Annotated in this window: 18 protein-coding genes; 11 read left to right on the forward strand and 7 right to left on the reverse strand. The window is 54.1% G+C overall.

Annotation, left to right across the window (positions count from 1 at the left end; translation table 11 throughout):
• Positions 1-10: 10 nt before the first annotated feature.
• On the reverse strand, positions 11-739 hold the full coding sequence (gene dnaQ / locus K0I63_RS10960; protein ID WP_011865909.1) for a DNA polymerase III subunit epsilon: 729 nt from the start codon (positions 737-739) through the stop codon (positions 11-13).
• Positions 740-807: 68 nt separating this feature from the next.
• On the opposite strand from dnaQ, the gene rnhA reads away from it, so the two are divergent.
• Positions 808-1,284 carry a ribonuclease HI gene (gene rnhA, locus K0I63_RS10965; protein WP_220081053.1) on the forward strand — a complete coding sequence of 159 codons (477 nt, stop codon included), beginning with the start codon at positions 808-810 and terminating at the stop codon, positions 1,282-1,284.
• Between the two features lie 44 nt (positions 1,285-1,328).
• Here the strand turns inward: rnhA and K0I63_RS10970 are convergent, their stop codons facing one another.
• Complete coding sequence (locus K0I63_RS10970) at positions 1,329-2,051, reverse strand: methyltransferase domain-containing protein (protein WP_220081054.1); 723 nt, start codon at positions 2,049-2,051, stop codon at positions 1,329-1,331.
• A gap of 137 nt (positions 2,052-2,188) precedes the next feature.
• Here K0I63_RS10970 and gloB point away from each other — a divergent pair, with 137 nt between their 5' ends.
• Both gloB and K0I63_RS10980 read left to right on the forward strand, forming a co-directional pair.
• Positions 2,189-2,968, forward strand: a complete 780-nt coding sequence (gene gloB / locus K0I63_RS10975) for a hydroxyacylglutathione hydrolase (protein WP_220081055.1) — start codon at positions 2,189-2,191, stop codon at positions 2,966-2,968.
• 98 nt (positions 2,969-3,066) lie between these two features.
• Positions 3,067-4,602, forward strand: coding sequence for a LysM peptidoglycan-binding domain-containing protein (locus K0I63_RS10980; RefSeq protein WP_220081056.1), 1,536 nt, complete (start codon positions 3,067-3,069; stop codon positions 4,600-4,602).
• 211 nt (positions 4,603-4,813) lie between these two features.
• Here the strand turns inward: K0I63_RS10980 and K0I63_RS10985 are convergent, their stop codons facing one another.
• A complete protein-coding gene (locus K0I63_RS10985) occupies positions 4,814-6,658 on the reverse strand; it encodes an AsmA family protein (RefSeq protein ID WP_220081057.1) in 1,845 nt (614 codons plus the stop codon).
• 37 nt (positions 6,659-6,695) lie between these two features.
• Positions 6,696-7,190, reverse strand: coding sequence for a putative 4-hydroxy-4-methyl-2-oxoglutarate aldolase (locus tag K0I63_RS10990; protein ID WP_220081058.1), 495 nt, complete (start codon positions 7,188-7,190; stop codon positions 6,696-6,698).
• Positions 7,191-7,399: 209 nt separating this feature from the next.
• Between K0I63_RS10990 and K0I63_RS10995 the strand changes: the two genes are divergently transcribed.
• Entirely contained in the window at positions 7,400-7,714 is a 315-nt protein-coding gene (locus K0I63_RS10995) for a hypothetical protein (RefSeq protein ID WP_220071561.1), read from the forward strand.
• A 35-nt stretch (positions 7,715-7,749) separates the two neighbouring features.
• Here K0I63_RS10995 and K0I63_RS11000 read toward each other — a convergent pair whose 3' ends face one another.
• A complete protein-coding gene (locus K0I63_RS11000; protein WP_220081059.1) occupies positions 7,750-9,396 on the reverse strand; it encodes a methyl-accepting chemotaxis protein in 1,647 nt (548 codons plus the stop codon).
• A gap of 225 nt (positions 9,397-9,621) precedes the next feature.
• On the opposite strand from K0I63_RS11000, the gene K0I63_RS11005 reads away from it, so the two are divergent.
• Both K0I63_RS11005 and K0I63_RS11010 read left to right on the forward strand, forming a co-directional pair.
• Positions 9,622-10,602 carry an ABC transporter substrate-binding protein gene (locus K0I63_RS11005; protein WP_220081060.1) on the forward strand — a complete coding sequence of 327 codons (981 nt, stop codon included), beginning with the start codon at positions 9,622-9,624 and terminating at the stop codon, positions 10,600-10,602.
• 14 nt (positions 10,603-10,616) lie between these two features.
• Positions 10,617-11,975 carry a GGDEF domain-containing protein gene (locus K0I63_RS11010; RefSeq protein WP_220081061.1) on the forward strand — a complete coding sequence of 453 codons (1,359 nt, stop codon included), beginning with the start codon at positions 10,617-10,619 and terminating at the stop codon, positions 11,973-11,975.
• On the opposite strand, the gene msrQ is transcribed toward K0I63_RS11010, so the two are convergent.
• Complete coding sequence (msrQ, locus tag K0I63_RS11015) at positions 11,972-12,589, reverse strand: protein-methionine-sulfoxide reductase heme-binding subunit MsrQ (protein ID WP_220081062.1); 618 nt, start codon at positions 12,587-12,589, stop codon at positions 11,972-11,974. The genes K0I63_RS11010 and msrQ overlap by 4 nt on opposite strands.
• Positions 12,590-12,627: 38 nt before the next feature.
• A complete protein-coding gene (gene msrP, locus K0I63_RS11020) occupies positions 12,628-13,653 on the reverse strand; it encodes a protein-methionine-sulfoxide reductase catalytic subunit MsrP (protein ID WP_220081063.1) in 1,026 nt (341 codons plus the stop codon).
• A gap of 181 nt (positions 13,654-13,834) precedes the next feature.
• On the opposite strand from msrP, the gene rmuC reads away from it, so the two are divergent.
• The 5 genes from rmuC (at position 13,835) to K0I63_RS11045 (ending at position 21,600) form a co-directional block, all read left to right on the forward strand.
• The gene (gene rmuC, locus K0I63_RS11025) at positions 13,835-15,310 is read left to right on the forward strand and encodes a DNA recombination protein RmuC (protein ID WP_220081064.1); all 1,476 of its coding nucleotides are present in this window, start codon (positions 13,835-13,837) and stop codon (positions 15,308-15,310) included.
• 91 nt (positions 15,311-15,401) lie between these two features.
• The gene (locus K0I63_RS11030; RefSeq protein ID WP_220081065.1) at positions 15,402-17,339 is read left to right on the forward strand and encodes a transglycosylase SLT domain-containing protein; all 1,938 of its coding nucleotides are present in this window, start codon (positions 15,402-15,404) and stop codon (positions 17,337-17,339) included.
• 309 nt (positions 17,340-17,648) lie between these two features.
• Positions 17,649-18,560: an AAA family ATPase gene (locus K0I63_RS11035; protein ID WP_220081066.1), complete on the forward strand. Its 912-nt coding sequence runs from the start codon at positions 17,649-17,651 to the stop codon at positions 18,558-18,560.
• Positions 18,561-18,587: 27 nt separating this feature from the next.
• Positions 18,588-19,568, forward strand: a complete 981-nt coding sequence (locus tag K0I63_RS11040; RefSeq protein WP_258406851.1) for a DUF58 domain-containing protein — start codon at positions 18,588-18,590, stop codon at positions 19,566-19,568.
• Positions 19,558-21,600 (forward strand): transglutaminase TgpA family protein, encoded by a 2,043-nt coding sequence (locus tag K0I63_RS11045; RefSeq protein WP_220081068.1) that lies wholly within the window; start codon positions 19,558-19,560, stop codon positions 21,598-21,600. Before K0I63_RS11040 ends, K0I63_RS11045 begins: the two co-directional genes overlap by 11 nt.
• Positions 21,601-21,659 lie beyond the last annotated feature (59 nt).

Below are 21,659 nucleotides of genomic sequence, written 5' to 3' on the forward strand. Positions count from 1 at the left end.
AGGATGACGTTTATCCTCGCCAAATACATTGTCCTGATTTTTCAACTAAATCTAATCTTTGCTCATGCATATTCAGTTCATCGGCCGAAGCGCCGATCACTTTAAGGCTTGGACGATTATTTGCGAGTCGTATGATGCCACCGCTCTCCTGCCCCGGTTTCTCATTTGAGAGTTCAAACTTGGTCTGTCCCCCCGTCATGATGAGGTATACATCGGCCAAGATCTCGGCATCCAACAATGCACCGTGGAGTTCGCGACGCGAGTTATCTATGCCGTAGCGCTTACACAGGGCGTCCAGGTTATTCTTCTGGCCTGGATGAAGAAATTTGGCGATCTCCAGCGAGTCCAGTACCTGACAGATATCTGTGGTCTTAGGTCCCCTGGGGGTAAGCAGCGAAAACTCGTGATCCATGAAGCTCACGTCGAAGTTCGCGTTGTGTGCCACAATCTCGGCGCCATCGATAAACTCTAGAAAGGCTGGGGCTATCTGAGCAAACACAGGCTTATCGGCCACAAACTCGTTGGTGATACCGTGCACTGTGATCGCCTCTTCGTCGATCGCCTGCATCGGGTTGATATATTCGTGAAAATGGCGGCCGGTCAGCTTACGGTTAATCACCTCGACACAGCCTATCTCGATAATACGATGGCCAAAATAGACGGCACCGGCCCCCTGGTTCATACCCGTGGTTTCGGTATCGAGAATCACTTGGCGCTTAGCATTGGAGATAATATTCATATAATTACACGCTTTTACAAAAAAATATTGGGTATACTGCAGTCCTATTTGGCTATGGTAGCAACTTGATGCACGGACTGAAACAACTCTTAATCTTTACCGATGGTTCTTGCCTGGGCAATCCGGGTCCCGGCGGCTACGGCGTGGTGATGAAATATAAGGCCCACGTGAAGGAACTCAGTGGCGGCTTCGCCTTGACCACCAACAACCGCATGGAACTCCTGGCCCCCATCATGGCGCTGGAGTCGCTCAAGGAACCCTGTCAGATCATTCTCACCAGCGACAGCCAATATATGCGCCAGGGGATCACCCAGTGGATCCATGGCTGGAAGAAGCGCGGCTGGCTCACCGCCGCCAAGGAACCGGTGAAAAATGTCGACCTCTGGCAGCGCCTGGACGCCGCCATCGGTGCACATAAGATAGACTGGCGCTGGGTAAAGGGCCATGCGGGTCATATCGAAAATGAGCGCTGCGATACCCTGGCGCGAGAAGCCGCCGAGGCTGGCCCGAGTGAGGTAGACACAGGCTATCAGGCGAAAGGCTAGCGCTTAACACCTAACTAATTAACGCCTAATTACTTAACACCTAATTACTTAAGCTTAAACTGCTTGACCCTTCCCGCAGTTGGCGCGGTAGACCATTTAGGCTGACGCACCTTCTGCCGGTCCAGGATTGGCGTCATGGGCGAGTCTAACTTGCGAGCCACCAGAATATAGACGCTGCCACTGCCAGGCAGCCAGGCCTGCAGCGCATGCTGCCAGATGGAATCGCCGCGGATCTCACTGAGCAGATGATGGTAAACCAGACGCTCATCGCCCACCACCTGATAGCCCAGCAGGCCTAGCCAGTCCTTGACCCTGGCGGGGGTAAAGAAACGGCCGCTCCAGGGGAGCATTTCCTGACGACTGGGGAGCATCTTACCGAAGAAAGCCGGGCTCAGAGGGTTAAAACCTATGATAAATAGATAGCCACCGGAGATAAGCACCCGGTCGGTTTCGCGCAGCACGCTATAGGGATTGGCCTCGAAATCGAGCAACATGGAACAAACCACGGCATCGATCACCCCATTCTGAATCGGCAGTTGGGAATACTCTCCCTGTAGGCAGCACAAGGCGGACTCACACAGGGAAAACTCACGTCCGATAGGCAGATTAGGCTTCTCTAGGGCATGACTGAGGGGCCCCATGCAGAGCATATGATAGCCAAACACCTTGGGCCACCAGGGCATCAGCTTATCCTCGATGGCCTCTTGCAGCCACAAGCCGTTGGGCAACTCCTGCCAAGCCTGGGGTTTTATCACATTAAAGGACACTGGCCACTCCGCGACTCACTTTTCCGGTTTCCCTAATGATTTGACTATTTTAGTATTAAATCCTTAAAGCGCTATACACGCAATAGCTTTGCTCAGTAAACTAAATCCGTGTCACCCAATCCCTGTGAGAGTCGAGTATGCATACTGTTACCCCCATCCCCGCCTTCAACGACAACTATATCTGGCTCATTCATGCTAAAGACAGCGGCGGCTATTATGTGGTCGATCCCGGTGACGCCCAGGCGGTGCTCGACTATCTCGAGCAACATCAAATTGTGCTCGATGGCATCTTGATCACCCACCACCACAGCGATCACACAGGTGGCATCGAAGAGCTACAGGCAAGCCATGACCATAAACTCACTGTCTACGGCCCAGATAACGAAAATATCAAGGGGATCAATCATCCTATCTCGGGGCAAACTGAGTCTGTTAGACCAGAAAAACTTGATAGTGACGCCAGAATTTTTCACCTTCCCGGCCACACCTTGGGGCACATTGCCTACCTGATTGACGCTCATCTGTTCTGCGGCGATACCCTGTTTAGCGCCGGCTGCGGCCGCCTGTTTGAGGGTACCCCAGCTCAGATGCACCATTCCCTGCAAACCTTGGCGCAGCTCGATGAAAATACCCTCGTCTATCCCGCCCACGAATACACCCAGGCCAATCTGGCGTTTGCCCTGACGGTCGAAAATGACAATGAGGCCCTCATCGCCCACGCCGCCAAGGTTAAACGGCTTCGTGATCAGAATCTTCCGAGTCTGCCGTCCAGCATAGGGCTGGAGAAGCAGATCAACCCCTTCCTGCGCCCAGAGCAGGCAAGCATAAAACAGAATCTCAGTCGCCATTTCGCCCAGGATGTGACACATGACGCCACCAGTTTCACGCTTCTACGTCAATGGAAGGACAATTTCTGATAATTCCTATACAATGGCGCGCTAATTAAGTCCCCACCGAGGCGGCCCAAGGGTTATCGCCTCGCCGAGAGGGACCCAAAAGTAAGGAATTATTGTCGATGCGCTTACCCATTGTCCTGGTCGCAGGGGGATTCTCCCTGCTCACAGGCTGTCAAACTTTTACCCAGCCGGAACCGGCTGCGTCGGCGATCACCACAGCGCCCGTGGTCGTCGAGCCTCAAGTTATCGCTCCTGTCGAGCCTGAGCCAATTCAGATCACCGATGTGTGGCAACGTATCCGCCTGGGCCTCACTCTCCCGGTACCGGATCAGAAACTGGTCAATCAATACCGTAATTGGTATCTGAAACACCCTCAGCATCTGGCCAGGGTATCGGAGCGCGCCGAGCCCTTCATGTATCTGATCGTCGAAGAAATTGAGAAGCGCAACCTGCCGATAGAGTTGGCGCTGCTGCCGATCGTCGAGAGCGCCTTCGATCCCTTCGCCTATTCCCACGGCGCCGCGTCAGGCCTGTGGCAGTTTACCGCCCCCATGGCTAAACACTTTGGCCTAGAGATGAACTGGTGGTATGACGGTCGCCGCGATGTGCCCGCCGCCACCGTTGCCGCGCTGGATATGATGGAATACCTCTACCAGAAGACGCACAACAACTGGCTGTACGCCATCGCCGCCTATAACACGGGCGAAGGCCGGGTGCTCAACGCGGTTAAGCGCAACGAGGCCAAGGGGCTGGCGACCGACTTCTGGGCACTTGACTTGCCGCGGGAAACCGAGCGCTACGTGCCTCAGCTACTGGCACTGGCCGATGTGATCGCCAACGCCGATGATTACGGCATCTCCCTCTACCCCATTCCTAATGAGCCACAGCTCAAGGTTGTCGAGGTAGGCAGTCAGATCGATCTGGCACTGGCCGCCGACATGGCCGGCATGAAGCTCAACGAGCTGCACTCGCTCAACCCAGGCTTTAACCAGTGGGCGACGGCGCCCGAAGGCCCACATCGTCTGGTGGTCCCCCTGGATCACGCCGAGCTGTTTGAGACCAAGTTGGCCGCCAGCGACCAAGACCAGCGTCTCAAGTGGCAGCGCTACAAGATCAAGTCCGGCGATAGCCTGGGGCTGATCGCCAAGCGTTTTAACACTACACCGTCGGCCCTTCGCGCGGTAAATGACATTAAGAACAACCGCATCATCGCAGGTAAGCATCTGTTGATCCCCGTCTCCTCCAAGGATCCGGCAAAATATCTGCTCTCGGCCGAGCAGCGCCTGCAAAAGCGTCAGTCCGGCGGCAGCGGCTATAAGCTGAGCTACAAGGTGAAGTCTGGCGACTCACTCTGGTTGATCGCCAAGCAGCACAAGGTGAGCGTTGCCAAGCTTGCCAAGTGGAATGGCATGGCGCCAAAGGATCCCCTCTCTATCGGACAGAAGCTGGTGATCTGGCAACAGGGCGACAGCAAGGCGGTGACCCGCACTGTGAACTACACGGTACGCTCGGGCGACTCACTGGCTAAGATAGCCACTAAGTTTAATGTCAGCGTGAGCCAGTTGGTGAAGTGGAACAGCCTCTCGACCAAGAAGTACCTGCACCCAGGCCAGAAGCTGACCCTGTATGTGGATGTGACTAAATCTCGGGTGTAAAGTCTGGGTTTAAAGTTCGGGTCTAAAGTCTCGGGGGTAATCTCACACACTATGACAACTTTACCTTCATGACAGCTTTACCTTTATTACAGCTTTAATTTAAGCAGCAATTACCACACACAAAAAAGCGATGCCTCGGCATCGCTTTTTTATTAGTGCTTTTTTGTTAGTGCTCTTTTGTTAGCGCTTGTTTATCGGTTACCGCGCTCGCTTACAGCCCGCCTAACTTCTTAAACAGCTTGTCTTTTAGCTCGTCGGTCGCCTTCTCGGTTTCCTTTTTCAACTTGGACTCGAAGAGGGCTGCAGTATCGAGGGAGAACTTAGGCTCACTGATGGTGCCGGCGATGGCAAAGGGGATCTCGACGCCGTAGAGCACATCTTTCTCCGCGCCGCCCTGACCCTCTAACGAGCCAACCACCGAAGTCTTCAGCGCATAGTCGATCGCCTCGGACAGCAGATTCACATTGCCCTTACCCTGTAAACGGATCAGAGGTGATGCCATGTTGAGATCCGGGTTATTCACTATCCCTTTGGCCATAGTAAAGCTGCCAGTCAGGCTGGTGAAGTCGGTTTTCTTCTCACCGCTGGAGGCCGCATTCAGGTTACCACCGAGTTTTGCCTTGGCATCACGCAGCATCTGCGGAATGTTCACCCCATAAAGCGCACCGTCGGCGATCTCAAACTGTCCCTTGGCATCGAGGTTACGCTTGATGTTGTCCGGGATCAGGCTGTGGCCGCTGCCTGTCACCTCGAAGTTAGTCGTACCGGCCAGCATGTCGACCTCGGCGGCATCGGTCAGCAGAGGACGCACCTTAATGCCGGAGATCTTCTTGTTGAAGCGGTAGCTAGCCACAGGTTTACGACCATCTAGCTGAGCGCTGGCAAGTAGTTTACCCTGATAGAGATCGGCGCTTAGCTGGCTGACATCTAGCACACCATTTTTCAGGGTCAGCTTCATCAACCAGTTCTCTGTCTTGATCTTATCGGCAGTCACAGACTTGGCATCGAGGTCCAGCTTGAGGTTAACCGCCTTCATGCCGCTAAGGTCAGGTTCCTTGGCAGGTGCCGCGCCCTCGCCTTTAGCCGTCTTATCTTCGCCCATGGCACCATCATCTTTGGTCATAAATGGCGTCACATCGACATCGCCAAAGCTCATAGAGGCCACTACATCTGGCACCTTGGCGCCGTAATTAACCGACATTTTGCCTTGTGCCTTAATCTGCTCGATATTCAGGCTTGAGAGCACCAAGGCCATGGTCTTGGCGTTGTTGTCCAGCTCGAGTTGAGTGGTGAGATTGATGTTCATGCGCTTATTGGGAATGGCATCCCCTTCCAGGCTGTTCTCAATCTCAAAATCCTTGATGGCGATTTTCGCAAGACTTGGGTCGACCTTGATCTGTCCCTTACCTTGGCTGCTGACCTTCATCTCAGGCTGAGTCATGGAGAACTTGTAACCCAGATCGGCAAACTGCCCCAGAGAGAACTCGCCTAAGGTTAAGGACTCAAGTGTCAGCGCCTGGGTCTTACCCGTCGCCTCATCATAAAGATTCACCTGGGTGTTGGTGATGGCTATGCCGCCAATATTCAGGCTACTCAGCTGCACGCTACACTGAGCGGCCCCATCGCCACCGGCATTGTCGCCATCCTTCTCGGCCTTTTCGCCAGCGGACGTCAAACCATCCATGCTGCTACGGCCATTCTTGTAGCTGTCGAAGTTTAGGGTGAGGCCATCTAAGTTAAGCTGGGCGATCTCCACTTCTTTGCTCAGCAATGGCATCAGCGCCACCTCCGCCACTATGCCGTCGACCTTAAGCATGGTGTCATGTTTGAACCCCTCAGGATTCGACAGGCTGATGTCACCAAGGGCTATCCCTATGCTAGGGAAGAAGGTCCAGCTGAGGTCTTGCTTGATAAGTAGATCGCGCCCGGTTTGCTTTTTCACCGCCTCGACAATTTGCGGCTTAAAGTCATTGGGATCGAAGATAAGGGTGAGATAGGCGATCAGTAATAGGAAAAGGGAGGCAAATACTATGAGTAGCCATTTTACAAATTTCATAACAGGTTCCGTCTGGTAAGGGTGAGCAATTGGCCCGTTAGGCCAATTGCGAGAGATCCAACTGCTCTGACGACACGGCAACGCCATTATCGTCGGCATAAAGCATCATACCTGGCTTTATTATAACGCGATCTATCTCAAGCGTAACGTTAACATCGCCAAGATCCCGTTTATCCGTCTTGATGGGGTTAGCGCCAAGTGCTTGAATTCCAATGGGCATCTGCGCCAAGGCGCCGACATCACGCACATAGCCATTGATCACTATGCCGCTCCAGCCATTGTCCACCGCACTCTGGGCAATCATATCGCCAAGCAGGGCGCGCCGATTCGAACCGCCGCCGTCCACCACCAGGACTCTGCCTTCACCAGGCTTTCCCAGCAGTTGCTTGACCTTGGAGTTGTCTTCGAAACACTTCACCGTGACCACCTCTCCCCAGAAGATTCGCTTCTGGCCAAATTGTCGATAATAGGGCGCCAATAACGACAGTTGAGTCTCATAGTGGTCAAAGAGATCGGGCAGTAGATCTTGCATTGCAGCCTCCCTGCAGAACTGAGAAAAGTTAAGTTACTATAACAAGGCGAATATAAAATGAAAATTAGATGAATTTAAATTCGATCGGTTTTAGAATGTGCCTTCGCTAATATAGGTTGGCGATTTAATCATCAAGATAATAAACACAAGACCCTGGCTAATAGACCCGTCGATATTGACCAATATCGACCAAGCGATAATGGAATCACATGACAGATCATCTCAATTTACATGATGCAATGGCTGCGCTCGACGAATATGGCTACGAGCAAAAACACAGCAGCGAATTGAGTCAGGCCCGAACCCATGCGCAGATGGATAAATATCTTAGATCGTTAGACTTCAACCTGCGCAGATTGCTGATTTTGCAAGAGGTCGTTGGCAAGCTGGTCGACGAAGAGCAGGCCAATCTGGCTCGCCAGGAAAACATTCAGACCTATAAGACCAAGGTAATTAACCTGTCCCGCGAATATGGTATCTCTTACGACCGTGTACTTGAGATCATGCAGCAAGGAACAAAGTAATCCAAATAACCTGCCAGATAGCAGGTTATTTTCCATTACAGCTTAAAGGTCGAAATAAGGGATTCAAGATCCGCCGAGCCCGATTTTATCTGCTCACTGGTACTGCCAATCTCTTCACTCTTCTGCTGGTTCTCCAGTGAAATATCGTTAATCCGGGTCACATTCATATTCAACTCGGCGATCACCGCGCTCTGCTCCTCGGTCGCGGTGGCGATCTGGATATTCATGTCGGAGATCTGTCTGATGGAAGACTTGATGGTCTGCAGCGCCTCCACCACCTGACTGGTTTCACCCACCGTCTGCTCCGACTGCGCCTTGGCCCTAGCCACCGAGGCGTTGACACTGTCTACCGAGGCGCGGATAGCCTCTATGATGGCATTAATCTCCTGGGTCGACTCCTGAGTTCGACTGGCCAGGGTGCGCACCTCATCGGCCACCACCGCAAAGCCGCGCCCCGCCTCACCGGCCCTCGCCGCCTCGATGGCCGCGTTTAGCGCCAACAGATTAGTCTGCTCGGCGATGCCAACGATCACATCCAAGATCTGGCCTATCTTGCCTGAACTTATCTGCAGCGCCTGAGCCTCATCGGCGGTAACCTCTAACTCGTTAGACAGGCCTTTTATCTTAGCTACGGCGCCGTCGACCACGGCCACGGTATCATCGGCTTCGCCATCGGCGCTGCCGGCACTATCGGCAGCAAGCTGGGCATTGGACGCCACCTCGGAGGAAGCCATGGACATCTCATTGATGGCGGTGGCGACACTTTGGGTCTCCGCCTGCATGTTGGCCGTCACCATACTGGCCTGGGCGGAGATATCCGCCAGTCCTTCGGCCAGTTCGCGGCTGTGGGTCACTGAGGCGCTCACCGAATTGACCAACGCCTGTATCTTGGCAACGAATTCATTAAAGCTCGCCGCCACCTGCTTGAGTTCATCCCGGCCCGACTCTTCGAGCCTCAAGGTGAGGTCGCCTTCACCGCGTGCGATATTTTCGAAGGCGGCTATGGTGTCGGCCATGGGCGCCGAGATACTACGGGAAATCACCCCTAAGATCAGGATCACCGGCAGCCACACCGCAATGCAGATCAGCAGATACTTGTAGATGAAGGCCTGCATCTCCTCTTGGATATCATCTACATAGATGCCGGTCCCGACTATCCATCCCCAGGGAGTAAAGCGTTTGACCACACTCATCTTAGGGCTCGGCGCCGAAGCATTGGGGCGATTCCACATATATTCGATCAGCGCATAATCGCTATTTGCCGTACCTGTCACCATCTTCTCAAATAGCCTGACGCCATTGGGATCTTTCATCCCCAACACATTGGTGCCCACCAGCTTCTTGGCAAACGCATGCTGCACCATGATCCCCTGTCTATCTATGGTCCAGAAATATTCGTTACCCTCATACCTCAGGGCATCCAGGGCGGCGATGGCGTTGCGCTTGGCCTCTTCCTCACTCATGGTGCCTGCTTGTGACGCCTCATAAAACTGGCTGATCACCTTCTCGCCCACGTCGGACAGCGCCGATAACTTGGCCTGTTTCTCCTTAACCAAGACCTCTTCTATATTTGCCAGCGCAAACACAAACATGATGCCGGTCGCGACGATGGCAAGCAGCAACATAAACAGTAAACGATGGGCAATTTTAAACTTGCGAAACAGGGCGTAAATGGCGTTCATGGCGATCACCTTCAGGCAAGTGACAGGAAAAATAGGACAGCCCTTTAAATCTCGCCCATTCAAAACCTTTTGTCAAAGCCGCTAACTACCTATAAATGCATACTTTAGTGGAATAAACAGGGGTCAAAAGCAGGATATAATACCTATTGGTTAATTATTCATCTCTGTCGGCCGATAACAACTAAACTAAAGTGTCAGTACTTTTTATAAGGGTAATCTTTCACGATGAAAGCTAAGGGAATAGTGCTTCTGGTCTTAGTCGTTATGGGGCTCTTATCGATCAACTGGTGGGGTGGCAAGGCGCCCGCTACCGAGCCGCCCATTAAGTTAAAAATAGCAACCTCTACCACTCCCTTGAGTGCCCCGCTGATCATCGCCAGGGAACTTGAGCTGTTTAAGCCCTACAACCTGGATATCGAACTTATTCCGCTGCGCGGTGGTCACCTCTGTTTTCAGGCAATGATACAGGGCGTTGCGGATCTGGCGACCAGCTCGGAAACCGTGATCATGTTCAACGGCTTTCAGCGCAGCGACTTTCGATTGCTGGCAAGCTTCGTCGAGTCGGATAACGATCTCAAGCTGCTCACCCTCAACGATGAACATCCCAAGAGTATCACTCAGCTCAGTGATAAGAAGATAGGCATGGTCAAAGCCAGCTCCAGCGAGTTCTTTGCCGATGCTTTCCTGATCATCAGTGGTCATCAACAGCAGGATTTTCAGAAGGTCTTCATGTCCCCCCAGGCGTTAGGGCCAGCGCTGCTGGCCGGTGACGTCGACGCCATCTCGGTATGGGAACCCTTCGGCTATAAGCTGATCGAAGAGCATGGCGATACCATCTATCAATACCCGGGTAAAGGGATCTACAACCTCTCCTTCAACCTGGTCACCTCGGCGGTCAACGCCAGGCTGCATGAGAAGCAGCACGCCGATATTCTGCGGGCGTTAAAGAGTGCACAAAACTTTATTAATCAGCATCCTCAAAGTGCCAAGCAGATCATCAGCGACTATCTGGATATCTCTTTGTCCGAGCTTGAGTGGGCGTGGAATGATTACGTATTTCGGCTATCTTTAAATAACTCACTGATCTCAAATTTACATGCGCAGGCGCGCTGGGCCATTGCCAGCGGCGCCGTCGATGCACAGACCACCCCGGATTTTAGGCTGCTTCTGGATGATTCAGCACTCAAGCAGGCGCTCGATAACTAGGACGTTAACAGCAAATGATGATCAATACCCGGTTGAAATTGTTGCTCTTTATCAGCCTTTTTCTGACAACTACCATATTGTTAACCTTTGCCGGGCTGAGACACATACAGCAGGAGAACCTGCAGCAGCTTTCCCATATCATGCAGCTGGAAAGCAGCATAGACGTGCTCAGAAGCCGGCTCTGGGCCCTGCAGGAGTTTCAGGATGAGGAGGTGTTGACCCAGACCCTCAACGCCCATCAACAGCTCAAGGCCAAACTTGCCGAGGCACAGTTCTTGGCGCCCGCAACCAAAGTATTAACCACCAATTTGAATCGTCAGGCGGACAGCCTGGCCGCACTGCTCAAACTCACCCAGCAGCATATGAGCTCGCCCCCACAACGTGGCATCACCTCCGCCCGCGGCATGTTAACCACCCGGTTTAACATCACGATACAGTCGATGAGTGAAGATCTCACTAGTCTACAGCGTCTGGTGATCGACAGCCTGGCCGAGCAGCAATCGCAGATCCTCTCATCCACGATTCTCTTCCTGCTGGCAGGTTCAGTCATCTCACTGCTGGTTACCATGTCGACTCTCAAGGCGTTCAGAGAGAGCCTGCACCGCATGAAGATGGGGATCAGCAAACTCAGCCAGGGGGATCTGGACAGTCATATCGAGATAGTCCACCAGAACGAGCTGGCGATACTGGCGCAGAAATTTAATGCCATGACCCACAAGCTCAAGGAGACCACTATCCGCAAGGAAGCTCTCCAGGGCGAAGTGGCAGCGCAGACCAAACAGCTCAAGCGCCAGACTCAAAAGCTCAAGTATGTGGCGGAACACGACGATCTCACCGGCCTCTATTCCCGCAGCGCCTTCGAGCGCCAGATAGATACCGCCATCGCTCGCTGTCAGCGCACCCAGATGCACGCCGCCATGTTATTCATCGATCTGGATAAATTTAAGCAGGTTAACGACAGCCTGGGCCATGACAATGGCGACAAGGTGCTGTCGACGGCGGCGAGACGTATACAGAGTGCGGTGCGAAGCTCAGACATCTGTGGCCGCCTGGGGGGAGATGAGTTCGTGGTCTGGCTCGAACCCATCAACGACATCGAGGAGGTGACCATAGTGATCGATAAGATCATACGTCAGATCTCACCGCCTATCGTCTGTGGCCGCACCACGGTTTCACTCACCGTCAGCATAGGCGTGGCCATGTATCCGCGCGACGAACTCAGCCGCCTCAGCCTGATCAAAGTCGCGGACGACAACATGTACCAGGCCAAGCAGGTTAAGGGGAACAGCCACCGCTTTACCGAGCAGGTAGCTCGCCAGGTTGACAAGCACCAGGTAGATGAAAGCCAAGTAGATGAAACCCAGGTGGGCTAGTTGGCCCGCAGCGACAGGCGCCGCTGCAACTGCTTGAGATTAACCCGGATAAGTAGCAAGCAAATCAAGCCGATAAGATAAAGACTCGGCTCTATCACCTCTGATTTCACCGACCAATAAAAATGAATAGGTGCCAGCAAGGCCACCAGATAGACCCAGTTATGCAGCTGTTGCCAGCGACGCCCCATGGCGCGTTTAACCCTGGCAAAGGAGGTGATCGCCAGCAGCAACAAAATAAGATAGGCGGTGGCACCTACCAGAATATAGGGCCGCTTAACAATCTCACTCAGCAGCAGTTGCCAGGCGAACAGCAGATCCAGACTCAAGAAGGTCAATATATGTAAGCTTGCATAGGCAAACACATACAGGCCCACTAAACGGCGAGTCTGCATCAAAAGCCCTAGCTTGAAATGTTTCGCCACCGGCGAGATCAGCAGCACGGCGATCAGTGAATTGATCGCCCCCATCCCGGTGTAGTGGATGATGTACTGGACGGGATCGCCCCCGAGCTGGTCATTTAATACGCGCCACACCAGCACCACCAAGGGCACCAGGGCGATAAGATGAAAAGCTATCTTTAAGGGCAACAGATGCCTGGCTTGCAATCGAAACAAAGGCTTCTCCTTACTGGGTCACTTTAATAAATGAAGGCTTAATAGTACTGGCGCAGGTTCATCCCCTTATAGAGATGGGCTACCTGCTCGCCATAACCATTAAAGGGCAAGGTTGCGATACGCTGGGCCGAGAAGATCCCGCCCTCACCTATTCGACGCTCCGTCGCCTGAGACCACCTTGGATGATCCACCTCGGGGTTCACATTGGCAAAGAAGCCATATTCGTGAGGCGCCAACTGATTCCAGCTGGTCGGCGGCTGCTTGTCCATCACACGGATCCGCACCACTGACTTGATGCTCTTGAAACCATATTTCCATGGCACCACCAGACGGATAGGTGCGCCGTTTTGCGGAGGTAGTGTCTTGCCATAGAGACCAACTGCCATAAAGGCAAGCTCGTTGGTTGCCTCATCCAGCCTTAGGCCTTCGACATAGGGGTAATGTATACCGCCGCCCATCAAACGACTCTTCTGCCCCGGCATCTGATCAGGATCGAACAGGGTCTCAAAGGCAACATGGGTCGCGCCGGCCTTGACCCCGGCCTTGGCCAGCAGCGCCTTCAGGGGAAAGCCCACCCAAGGGATCACCATAGACCAGGCCTCGACGCAGCGCAGACGATAGATGCGCTCTTCCAGCGGAATCAACTTAGTCAGGTCGTCCAGATCCAGTGTCAGCGGATTATCCACCAAACCCTCTACCCTCAGCGTCCAGGGATCCACCTTAAAGCCTTGAGCGTTCTCGAAGGGATCTGTCTTGCTGGTACCAAACTCGTAGTAGTTATTGTGGGTGGTCACCTTCTTCTCAGGAGTGAGGATCTCCTGCTGGCCATAGGCCTTGTTGCCGCTAAAGGCTAACGGATGCGTCACAAAGGGGGCGTGGGGCTCAGACTTACCGAACAGATCAAACAAGCCTGCCTGCACCTGGCCGGGTATGCTTGCTCCCAGCGCGCCGAGGCCGAGCGCCTTGATGATGTTGCGTCTATCGTTAAATACCACCTCTGGCGTGACGTGCGCACTCTTCTCTTGCCAAGCTTTTTTCCCCGTACCCTTGATACCCTTCGCCATATCTGTTACCACCTTTTATCCATTGCGTTTCAGCCCATGCTTAATTAGATAGTCAAAACCCTTAAAAAATTTCACCTAAATAATATTTAACGAACAAGTGTTCGTCATTTGCCCTATCTCCCCTTGAACCTGCACTGGCCTCATGAGAGGCTTAACGCCAAGCTTATAACGGGTATCGACTATGTTGACAGAACTTCCTTTATCTCTCCCACAAATCATCGTCTTAGGCGCGGTGGCCATGTTAGCAGTGCTGATCGGTGCCCTGCTCAATCAGCGACTCACCCGCAGTAAGTGGCAGAGGGTCAGAGAGGAGCTAGTCCAGGAGCACACCATGGCCATCGCGCTGCTGGAAGCCTCGCTGGAAGAGAAGCGTAGCGATATCGCCCAGCTCAACCAGAAGCTTGAACACCAAATTAATCTACTCGGCATGAGCCAGGCCCAGGCCCAGCGCGCAGACGATCTCGAGCAGCAGCTCCAACAGAGCCAACGTAAACAGATGGAGACGCAACTGGCCCTGTCCAAGTCTAATGCTATTCAACAGACCCTGACGGTAAAATTTGAGACAGAGCAGCAGGCACTGGAAGACAAGATTAAGCACCTGCATGAATCAGAGACCCGCCTGACCCAACAGTTTGAAAATCTCGCCAACAAAATTTTTGATGCTAAGGCGCAACGTATACAGCATGAGAGCGAGCAACAGCTCTCTAATGTGCTGTCTCCCTTCAAACAGCAGCTTGAAGGTTTTAGAAAGCAAGTCCAGGAATCTTACACGGTTGAGCAGAATGAACGTAGCGCCCTCAAGCATCAGCTGGAATCGCTCAAGGCGCTAAATCTGCAGATGAGTCAGGATGCCATCAACCTCACCAAGGCACTTAAGGGCGACAACAAACAGCAAGGCAACTGGGGGGAAGTGATCCTCGAGCGGGTGCTGCAAGAGAGCGGCCTCAGAGAGGGTCACGAGTATGAGACCCAGCAGGATCTCAAACACGACAACGGTAAACGCTTCAAGCCCGACGTGATTGTGCATCTGCCGGAAAACAAAGATGTGGTGATCGACGCCAAGATGTCGCTGGTGGCCTACGAGCGTTACTTCAACAGCGAAGATGAGACCGTCAAGGCGGCCGCTATCAAGGAGCACTGCCTGTCTATCCGCAACCACATCAAGGGCCTCAGTCAAAAGGATTATCAAGCGCTTCACGGCTTAACAAGCCTGGATTATGTGCTAATGTTTATTCCATTGGAACCCGCGTTCCTGTTGGCGCTCGAGCATGAACCCAGCCTGATCAACTATGCGCTGGAGAACAATATCATGCTGGTGAGCCCAACAAACTTGCTGGTGGCGCTACGTACCATCAACAACATCTGGCGCTATGAATATCAGAACCAGAACGCCCAGCTGATTGCCAAGCAGGCGGGTAAGATTTACGACAAATTATGCGGCTATCTCGAAGACATGGAAAAGATTGGCCGCGCGGTGGAGTCGCTGGACAAGCACTACCAGGCGGCCATGGGCAAGCTGAGCACGGGTAAGGGCAACCTGATCCGCCAAGCCCATCAGATGCAGCAGATGGGGGTCACCACCAACAAGCAGCTAGATAACCAGTTGCTCGACAAGGCCCTCAGTGACCACCTGGAGCATGACATAAAACTGAATTGATCCAGCGTTACACTGTAAATGGGTAAGTAGATGGGTAAATCTGCGTCATTGGACGAATCGAGCACAGCAGGAAAACAAGGATAGCAAGACAATGCCAAAGCGGTTAGGCACACTTTTTCAGGCAAAACGTTATCTCCTCTTGGGTTTAGGGGCGCTCATCCCCATGACGCTGTCCGCCGCCGGCCTAACCCCACCCCAGCAGCGCTACCTGGATGCCAGAGAGGCCCTGGATAAGGGCCAACTAGACAGCTATCAGGCGCTGAGAAAACAGCTCAATGGCTATCCCCTCACCCCATATCTCGACTACCACGCCGAGATAGATAGCATTCTCGACGCGCCGGGTGCTAAGGCGCTGGAATCTATGACGCGCTTCGATGGCACACCTCTCTATAACAGCGCCCGTCACCGCTATCTGGAAAATGCCGGTAAGCAAAAACATTGGCAGGATTTTCTCGCCATGAGCCCTGAGCTGCCTCGCAGCATCAACCTGCAGTGCTATTACTACCGCGCCCAACTAAACCAGGGCGACAAGGCAGCAGCCTTCGCAGGCGCCGAGAAGCTCTGGCTCCACGGTCATTCGCGCCCCAAGGAGTGCGACCCCCTGTTTAACGCCTGGGAAAAGGCTGGCAATCGCAGCCAATCGCTGCTCTGGTCGCGCATGTTACTGGCCTTCAACGGTGGCGAGTATGGCCTGCTCAAGTATCTTGCCAGTAAGGTCACCGCCCACCAGAAAGAGGCCAAGCAACTCCTGACCGTCTATCAAGATCCCCGCAGCCTGAGACACACCAAACGCTTCAAGGTTAAGGCCACCATCTATGGCGATATCGTCGATGCAGGTCTCAGACGTCTGGCCCGAAAAGATCTTGTTAAGGCAGTCAGCCTGTTTACTAAGTATGAAAAGGCCCATCGCTTCAGCGACTATCAGGGGCAGAAACTGGCACGCTACCTGATGAAACGGGCCCTAGTGGCTCAGGAGACAGAGCTCAAAGCCTTCGTCGACAGTCGCCTGCCCAAGACAGACAGCGACGATCTTAAGGCGCTGCGCCTGCGCTGGGCGATTCGAGAGGCGGACAATCAGAGTCTGGACAACTACCTGCCCATGCTAAGCGAGGCTAAGCGGCAGAAGGCCCGCTGGCAATATTGGATAGCCAGGCGTCAGATGGAAACAGGTGCAAAGCTGGCCGAGACCGCGCTGCCCAGCTTAAGTAAACAGCGTAACTTCTACGGCTTTACCGCGGCCGATCTGATATCGACCTCGATAAACCTTGCACAGATCGACACACAGCTCGACGAGAGCCTGACGCCACAGTTACAGCAAGATCCCGGACTTGCCCGCGTCGAAGAGCTGTTGGCGCTGGATAAAAAAATCGATGCCCGCGCCGAATGGGTGTTGCTGCTTGGCCGCCATCCACAGAACAAACAGGCGCAGTATGCCCTGCTGGCTCAGCGCAACCAGTGGCACGATCTGACCGTGCAGGCCAGTATTCAGGGGCAGCTGTGGAATGACATGACGCTGCGCTTTCCCTACGCCGCCGACGAGGCCTTCAAGGCCGCCAGCAAGAGCGCCAAGGTCGATATCGATGAGATCCGCGCCATCGCCCGCAGAGAATCCGCCTTCTATCCCTACGCCACATCAGGCGTGGGCGCCCGCGGCCTGATGCAGCTGATGCCGGCTACGGCAAAGGAGACCGCCCGTAAGCACGGCATGAAATACAGCGGCAGCAAGAGCCTCTACGATGTCTCCCTCAATACTGCTCTGGGGAGCCGCTACTACAAGTCGCTACTGGACAAGTTCGACGGTAACCGCGTGCTGGCTACCGCAGCCTATAATGCCGGCCCCCACAGGGTGACCCGCTGGCTGGAGCAGAGCCAGGGCAAACTGGATGTGTATGCCTTTATCGAGTCTATCCCCTTCACCGAGACCCGCGAGTATGTGCAGGCGGTATTAAGTTATCGCGCCATCTACCAGGCGAGACAGCAAAAGCCAGTCGCCCTCTTCTCCGCCGAGGAGCTTGCGTTCAAGTATTAACGCCTGCAATAGTCGCTTTATTTGCTGCTTAGTTAGCGGTATTAGATAGCCTCTTGATAAGTCCAACTGGCCGTCAAGAGGCTGGCACTTATTATGAAACCTTTGCCTCACCTCGCCACTCGCAACAAGCCCCCGCTATAAACCCGAGGACATGTCAAAATTCTGGCAAAACTCAGTGCAATATTTCTCTTAAGAAAAAGATGAAAAAATCTGGCCAATCATAGACTTCTGCCTCATAGTTAAAGGCCATCATCATGGTGATTTTCGACTTTTTCTTTGATTAATACCTGCTCGCCATTAAGGAGTTCCATGTCTCATACCAGCATCACGGCGATCTTAAACCAGCTACAACGAGTGCTTCTGGGTAAACCCCATCAGATAAAATTGGCCCTCACCTGCATCCTCGCTAAGGGACACCTATTGATCGAAGATCTGCCCGGCATGGGTAAGACCAGTCTCTCCCAGGGGATGGCTCAGAGTCTGGGGCTGAGCCACCAACGCATCCAATTTACCAGCGATATGCTGCCGGCGGATATTCTCGGCGTCTCCATCTTCGACAAAGAGCAGTCCCAGTTTGTGTTCCATCCAGGTCCCATCTTCAAGCAGATGATCCTGGCCGATGAGATCAACCGTGCCAGCCCAAAGACCCAGAGCGCGCTGCTCGAAGCCATGGCCGAGCAGCAGATCTCGGTCGATGGCGTTACCCACGCCCTGCCCAGCCCCTTCTTCGTGATCGCTACCCAGAACCCCAGCGAGCAGTCGGGTACCTTTCCCCTGCCGGAATCCCAGCTCGACCGCTTCATGATGCGGATTTCCATCGGCTATCCCGACGAGACCGCCGAGATGGCCATGCTGAAGGGGGAAGATATCTCGCCGCAACTGCAACACCTGCCCGCCTGTGTCGACCCACTCACCCTGATTGAGCTCCAGTCTCAGGTGACTAAGGTTAAGGCCTCTGAGGCGCTGCTCAACTATATTCTCGCCCTGGTAAAAGGATCACGACAGCTCAACGAAGGTTACGGGCTATCGCCTAGGGCCAGCAAGGCGCTGCTCAATGCCGCCAAGGCCTGGGCCTTCATTCAGGGACGCAACTATCTGGTGCCCGACGATGTGCAGGCGGTATTTGCCGCCGTGGCCGAACACAGGCTAAGACACACCAGCCAGCAACAGGGCGAAGCCCTCTCCCAGCGTTTGCTCGCCAGCACCAATCCTATCTTGTAAGCCTCTCTTATTAAGCCCATGGCCAGGATGAAGACGAAAAGCAGTAGATTAACAGCATGGTGGCAGGCCTGGATCGCCAGACGACTGCCCGCCAGTAATAAGGTGACCCTGGCGCACCGCAGCATCTTTATCCTGCCGACAGGGTTTGGCCTCTTCTGGCTGCTGTTTGTGGTCTTGCTTTTTCTTTTTGGCACCAACTATCAGAATAATTTGGTGATCGGACTTTCTATCTTGCTGCTCAGCCTGTTCAACACCTGCATCATCTACAGCTATCGTAATCTGGCGGGCATGACATTAGCGGCGAAAACCGGGCCCGAGGTCTATGCCGGCGAGACTCTGCTCTATGGCATCTCCCTCCAAGCCAAACAGGTGCAACATCAGGTGGAACTCAGCTATGACAAGACCCAGGTACAGACCATAGACAGGGTAGATGATAAGCCCCAAGAAGCGCTGATCCCCCTGAGCAACAACCAGCGAGGCTGGATCGCTCCCGGCCGCCTCAAGGTAGAAAGCCGCTATCCGCTGGGGCTTTGCCGGGCCTGGTCTCATGTGGATCTCGCCAATGCGCAGATCGCCTTTGCGCAGCCCAAGGCAGGCCAGTATGAGCTCAGCGCCGAGCAGCAAGGCGACGATCATCAGACGAAAGATATGGGTAAGAGCGTCATAGGCGTCGAGGAGTTTCGCGGCCTCAAGCCCTTCGTCACTGGCGAGTCGCTCAATCAGATCGCCTGGAAACAGCTGGCCCAGGGCCGCGGCATGCTCACCAAAGAGTTTGAGCAGCCTCAGAGTGCGCCCCAATGGCTGACCTTAGACACTAACGCACCGTTAGAGGAGCAACTTAGTCTACTAACCTGGGCAGCAGATAGGCTTGCTGCCAAGGGACAGGTCTTCGGCCTCAAGCTGCCGAACAAAACCTTAGCGCCCGCCAGCGGCGAGCAACACAGACGTTTAGTGCTCGCCACCCTCGCCGTCTATCCTGAGCATCTGGAGAGTCTCCATGGCCGATAGCAAGAGCGAAAACATAGGCCGTCAAAGCCTGCTCTGGTTGCTACTGATCAACCTCAGCGTGCTAGCGCCCCTCTACGATAAGATGACCCCCTGGAGCATGGCCATCTGCGCCATCTGCCTCCTGTGGCGAGTGGGGATCTTTGCCGGTAAAGTCGCCAAGCCGCCGAGATACCTAGTCACCACACTGGCGATCGCCTCCGCTGTCACTCTCGCCTTAGTCACGGCGCAGATAGGCCTGCTTAACGGTTTGATCAATTTGCTGATCTTGGGCTATGCCCTCAAATATATCGAGATGCGCGACCGACGCGACGTGCGCGCCGTAGTACTGGTGGGCTTCTTCCTCATCGCCGTCACCCTAATCGAAAAGCAGAGCCTCTGGTTTACTCTGCAACTGACCCTGGTCGCCACCATTAACATCTGTGTGCTGGTCAGCCTCTATCTTAATGCCAGCTCCATTCGCCGCACTGCCAAGCTTGGCGCCAAGATAATGCTGCAGAGCCTGCCATTGGCGATAGTGTTGTTTATGGTGCTGCCAAGACTGCCACCACTCTGGCTGGTGCCAAATCCCAAGAATGCCACCACAGGGCTCAGCGACGAGCTCTCCTTCGGCGATATCGGCAAGCTGACCCGCTCCAGCGCCCTGGCCTATCGCGTCACCTTCGATAACAGCCGTCCGGCCAACAATCAGCTCTATTGGCGCGCCCTGGTGCTAGATCACTATGATGGCAGGACCTGGACCCAAGACCCAGGCATCAAGACGCTGCAACGACAGCTCACAGTATCAAACGCTCGCCCTAGCCCCAAAGGCACCTCGATAAACTATGAGGTGATCGCAGAGCCCAGTTATCAAAACTGGCTCTTCGGCCTGGATCTCGCCTACACCAATACCCGGGAGATCCTTGAGCTGCCCGATGGCCGCCTCTACGCCAAGGCGCCCCTGAGTCAGAAATACCAGTATCGGGTCTCCTCCTATCCTGAGGCGAAACTGGATCCTCGTCTGCCACCCGAGCTTAGACGCCGCAACCTGCAGTTACCGCCAAATACCAATCCAAGATCCCGGGCACTAGGGCTTGAACTGAAACGCGACTATCCAAATCCCGAGCGTCGCCTAAATGCCATCATGACATTGTTTAACAAGTCGCCCTATTTCTATACCCTGGAGCCGCCTAGGGTCGGCCCACAGCAGATCGATGACTTTCTGTTTGAGAATCGCGCCGGTTTCTGCGCCCACTACGCCAGTGCCATGGTGTTCCTCGCCCGCCAATCAGGCCTGCCAGCCCGCATGGTCACGGGTTATCAGGGCGGTGAGTGGAATCAGGCCGGCGGTTACCTCAGCGTCTATCAATATATGGCCCATGCCTGGGTCGAGGTCTGGCTCGAGGGCAAGGGCTGGACCCGCTATGACCCCACCGCCATGATCGCCCCCGAGCGGGTCGAGGCAGGCTTCGATGCCATGTTCTCCCCCGAGCAGAGCTATCTGATCAACAACCCCTTTAGCAGCCTGAGGCTGCGTCAGTATCCCCTGCTCAATAATTTGCGCATGTCCCTGGCCAGCATAGATTACTACTGGAGCAAGTGGGTACTAGGCTTCGATGAAGAGAGACAAAGCCAGCTGCTCAAGGAACTACTTGGCGAGATCAACGCCACCAAGCTGGCGATCTTCATCATCGCCTCCTTCAGCGTCATCGCCCTGTTTATCGCCTACAGCGTCGGCCTGCTACGTTTTAATCGCCATCCGGATCCCGTCGTCGCGGGTTTTGAGCAGATAGGCGCCATGCTGGCCAAACGCGGCCTGCCCCGTGCTCAGGGTGAATCGGTCGATGCCTATCAAACGCGGGTACTCGCCGCCGCGCCCGAGCTTAGCGAGCCAATGACGCGCTACACCACAAGTTATATGACGCTGAAATATCGCGCCCCCTCTCTAAAGGCCAGCAAACAGCTTAAGCGTCAGCTGAAACAGGATCTGCGCCGCCTGCGCCTGGCTATCCTCAGGCTGAAAGGCAGCTTAGCTAGCAGCGAAACCACAGATTAGTGGCCACATAAATACAAATTAGATCGATAGCGTCAGGATACTCATTTATGTGTTTTTGC

The organism is Shewanella rhizosphaerae (assembly GCF_019457655.1).
GTDB classification, from domain to species: domain Bacteria; phylum Pseudomonadota; class Gammaproteobacteria; order Enterobacterales; family Shewanellaceae; genus Shewanella; species Shewanella loihica.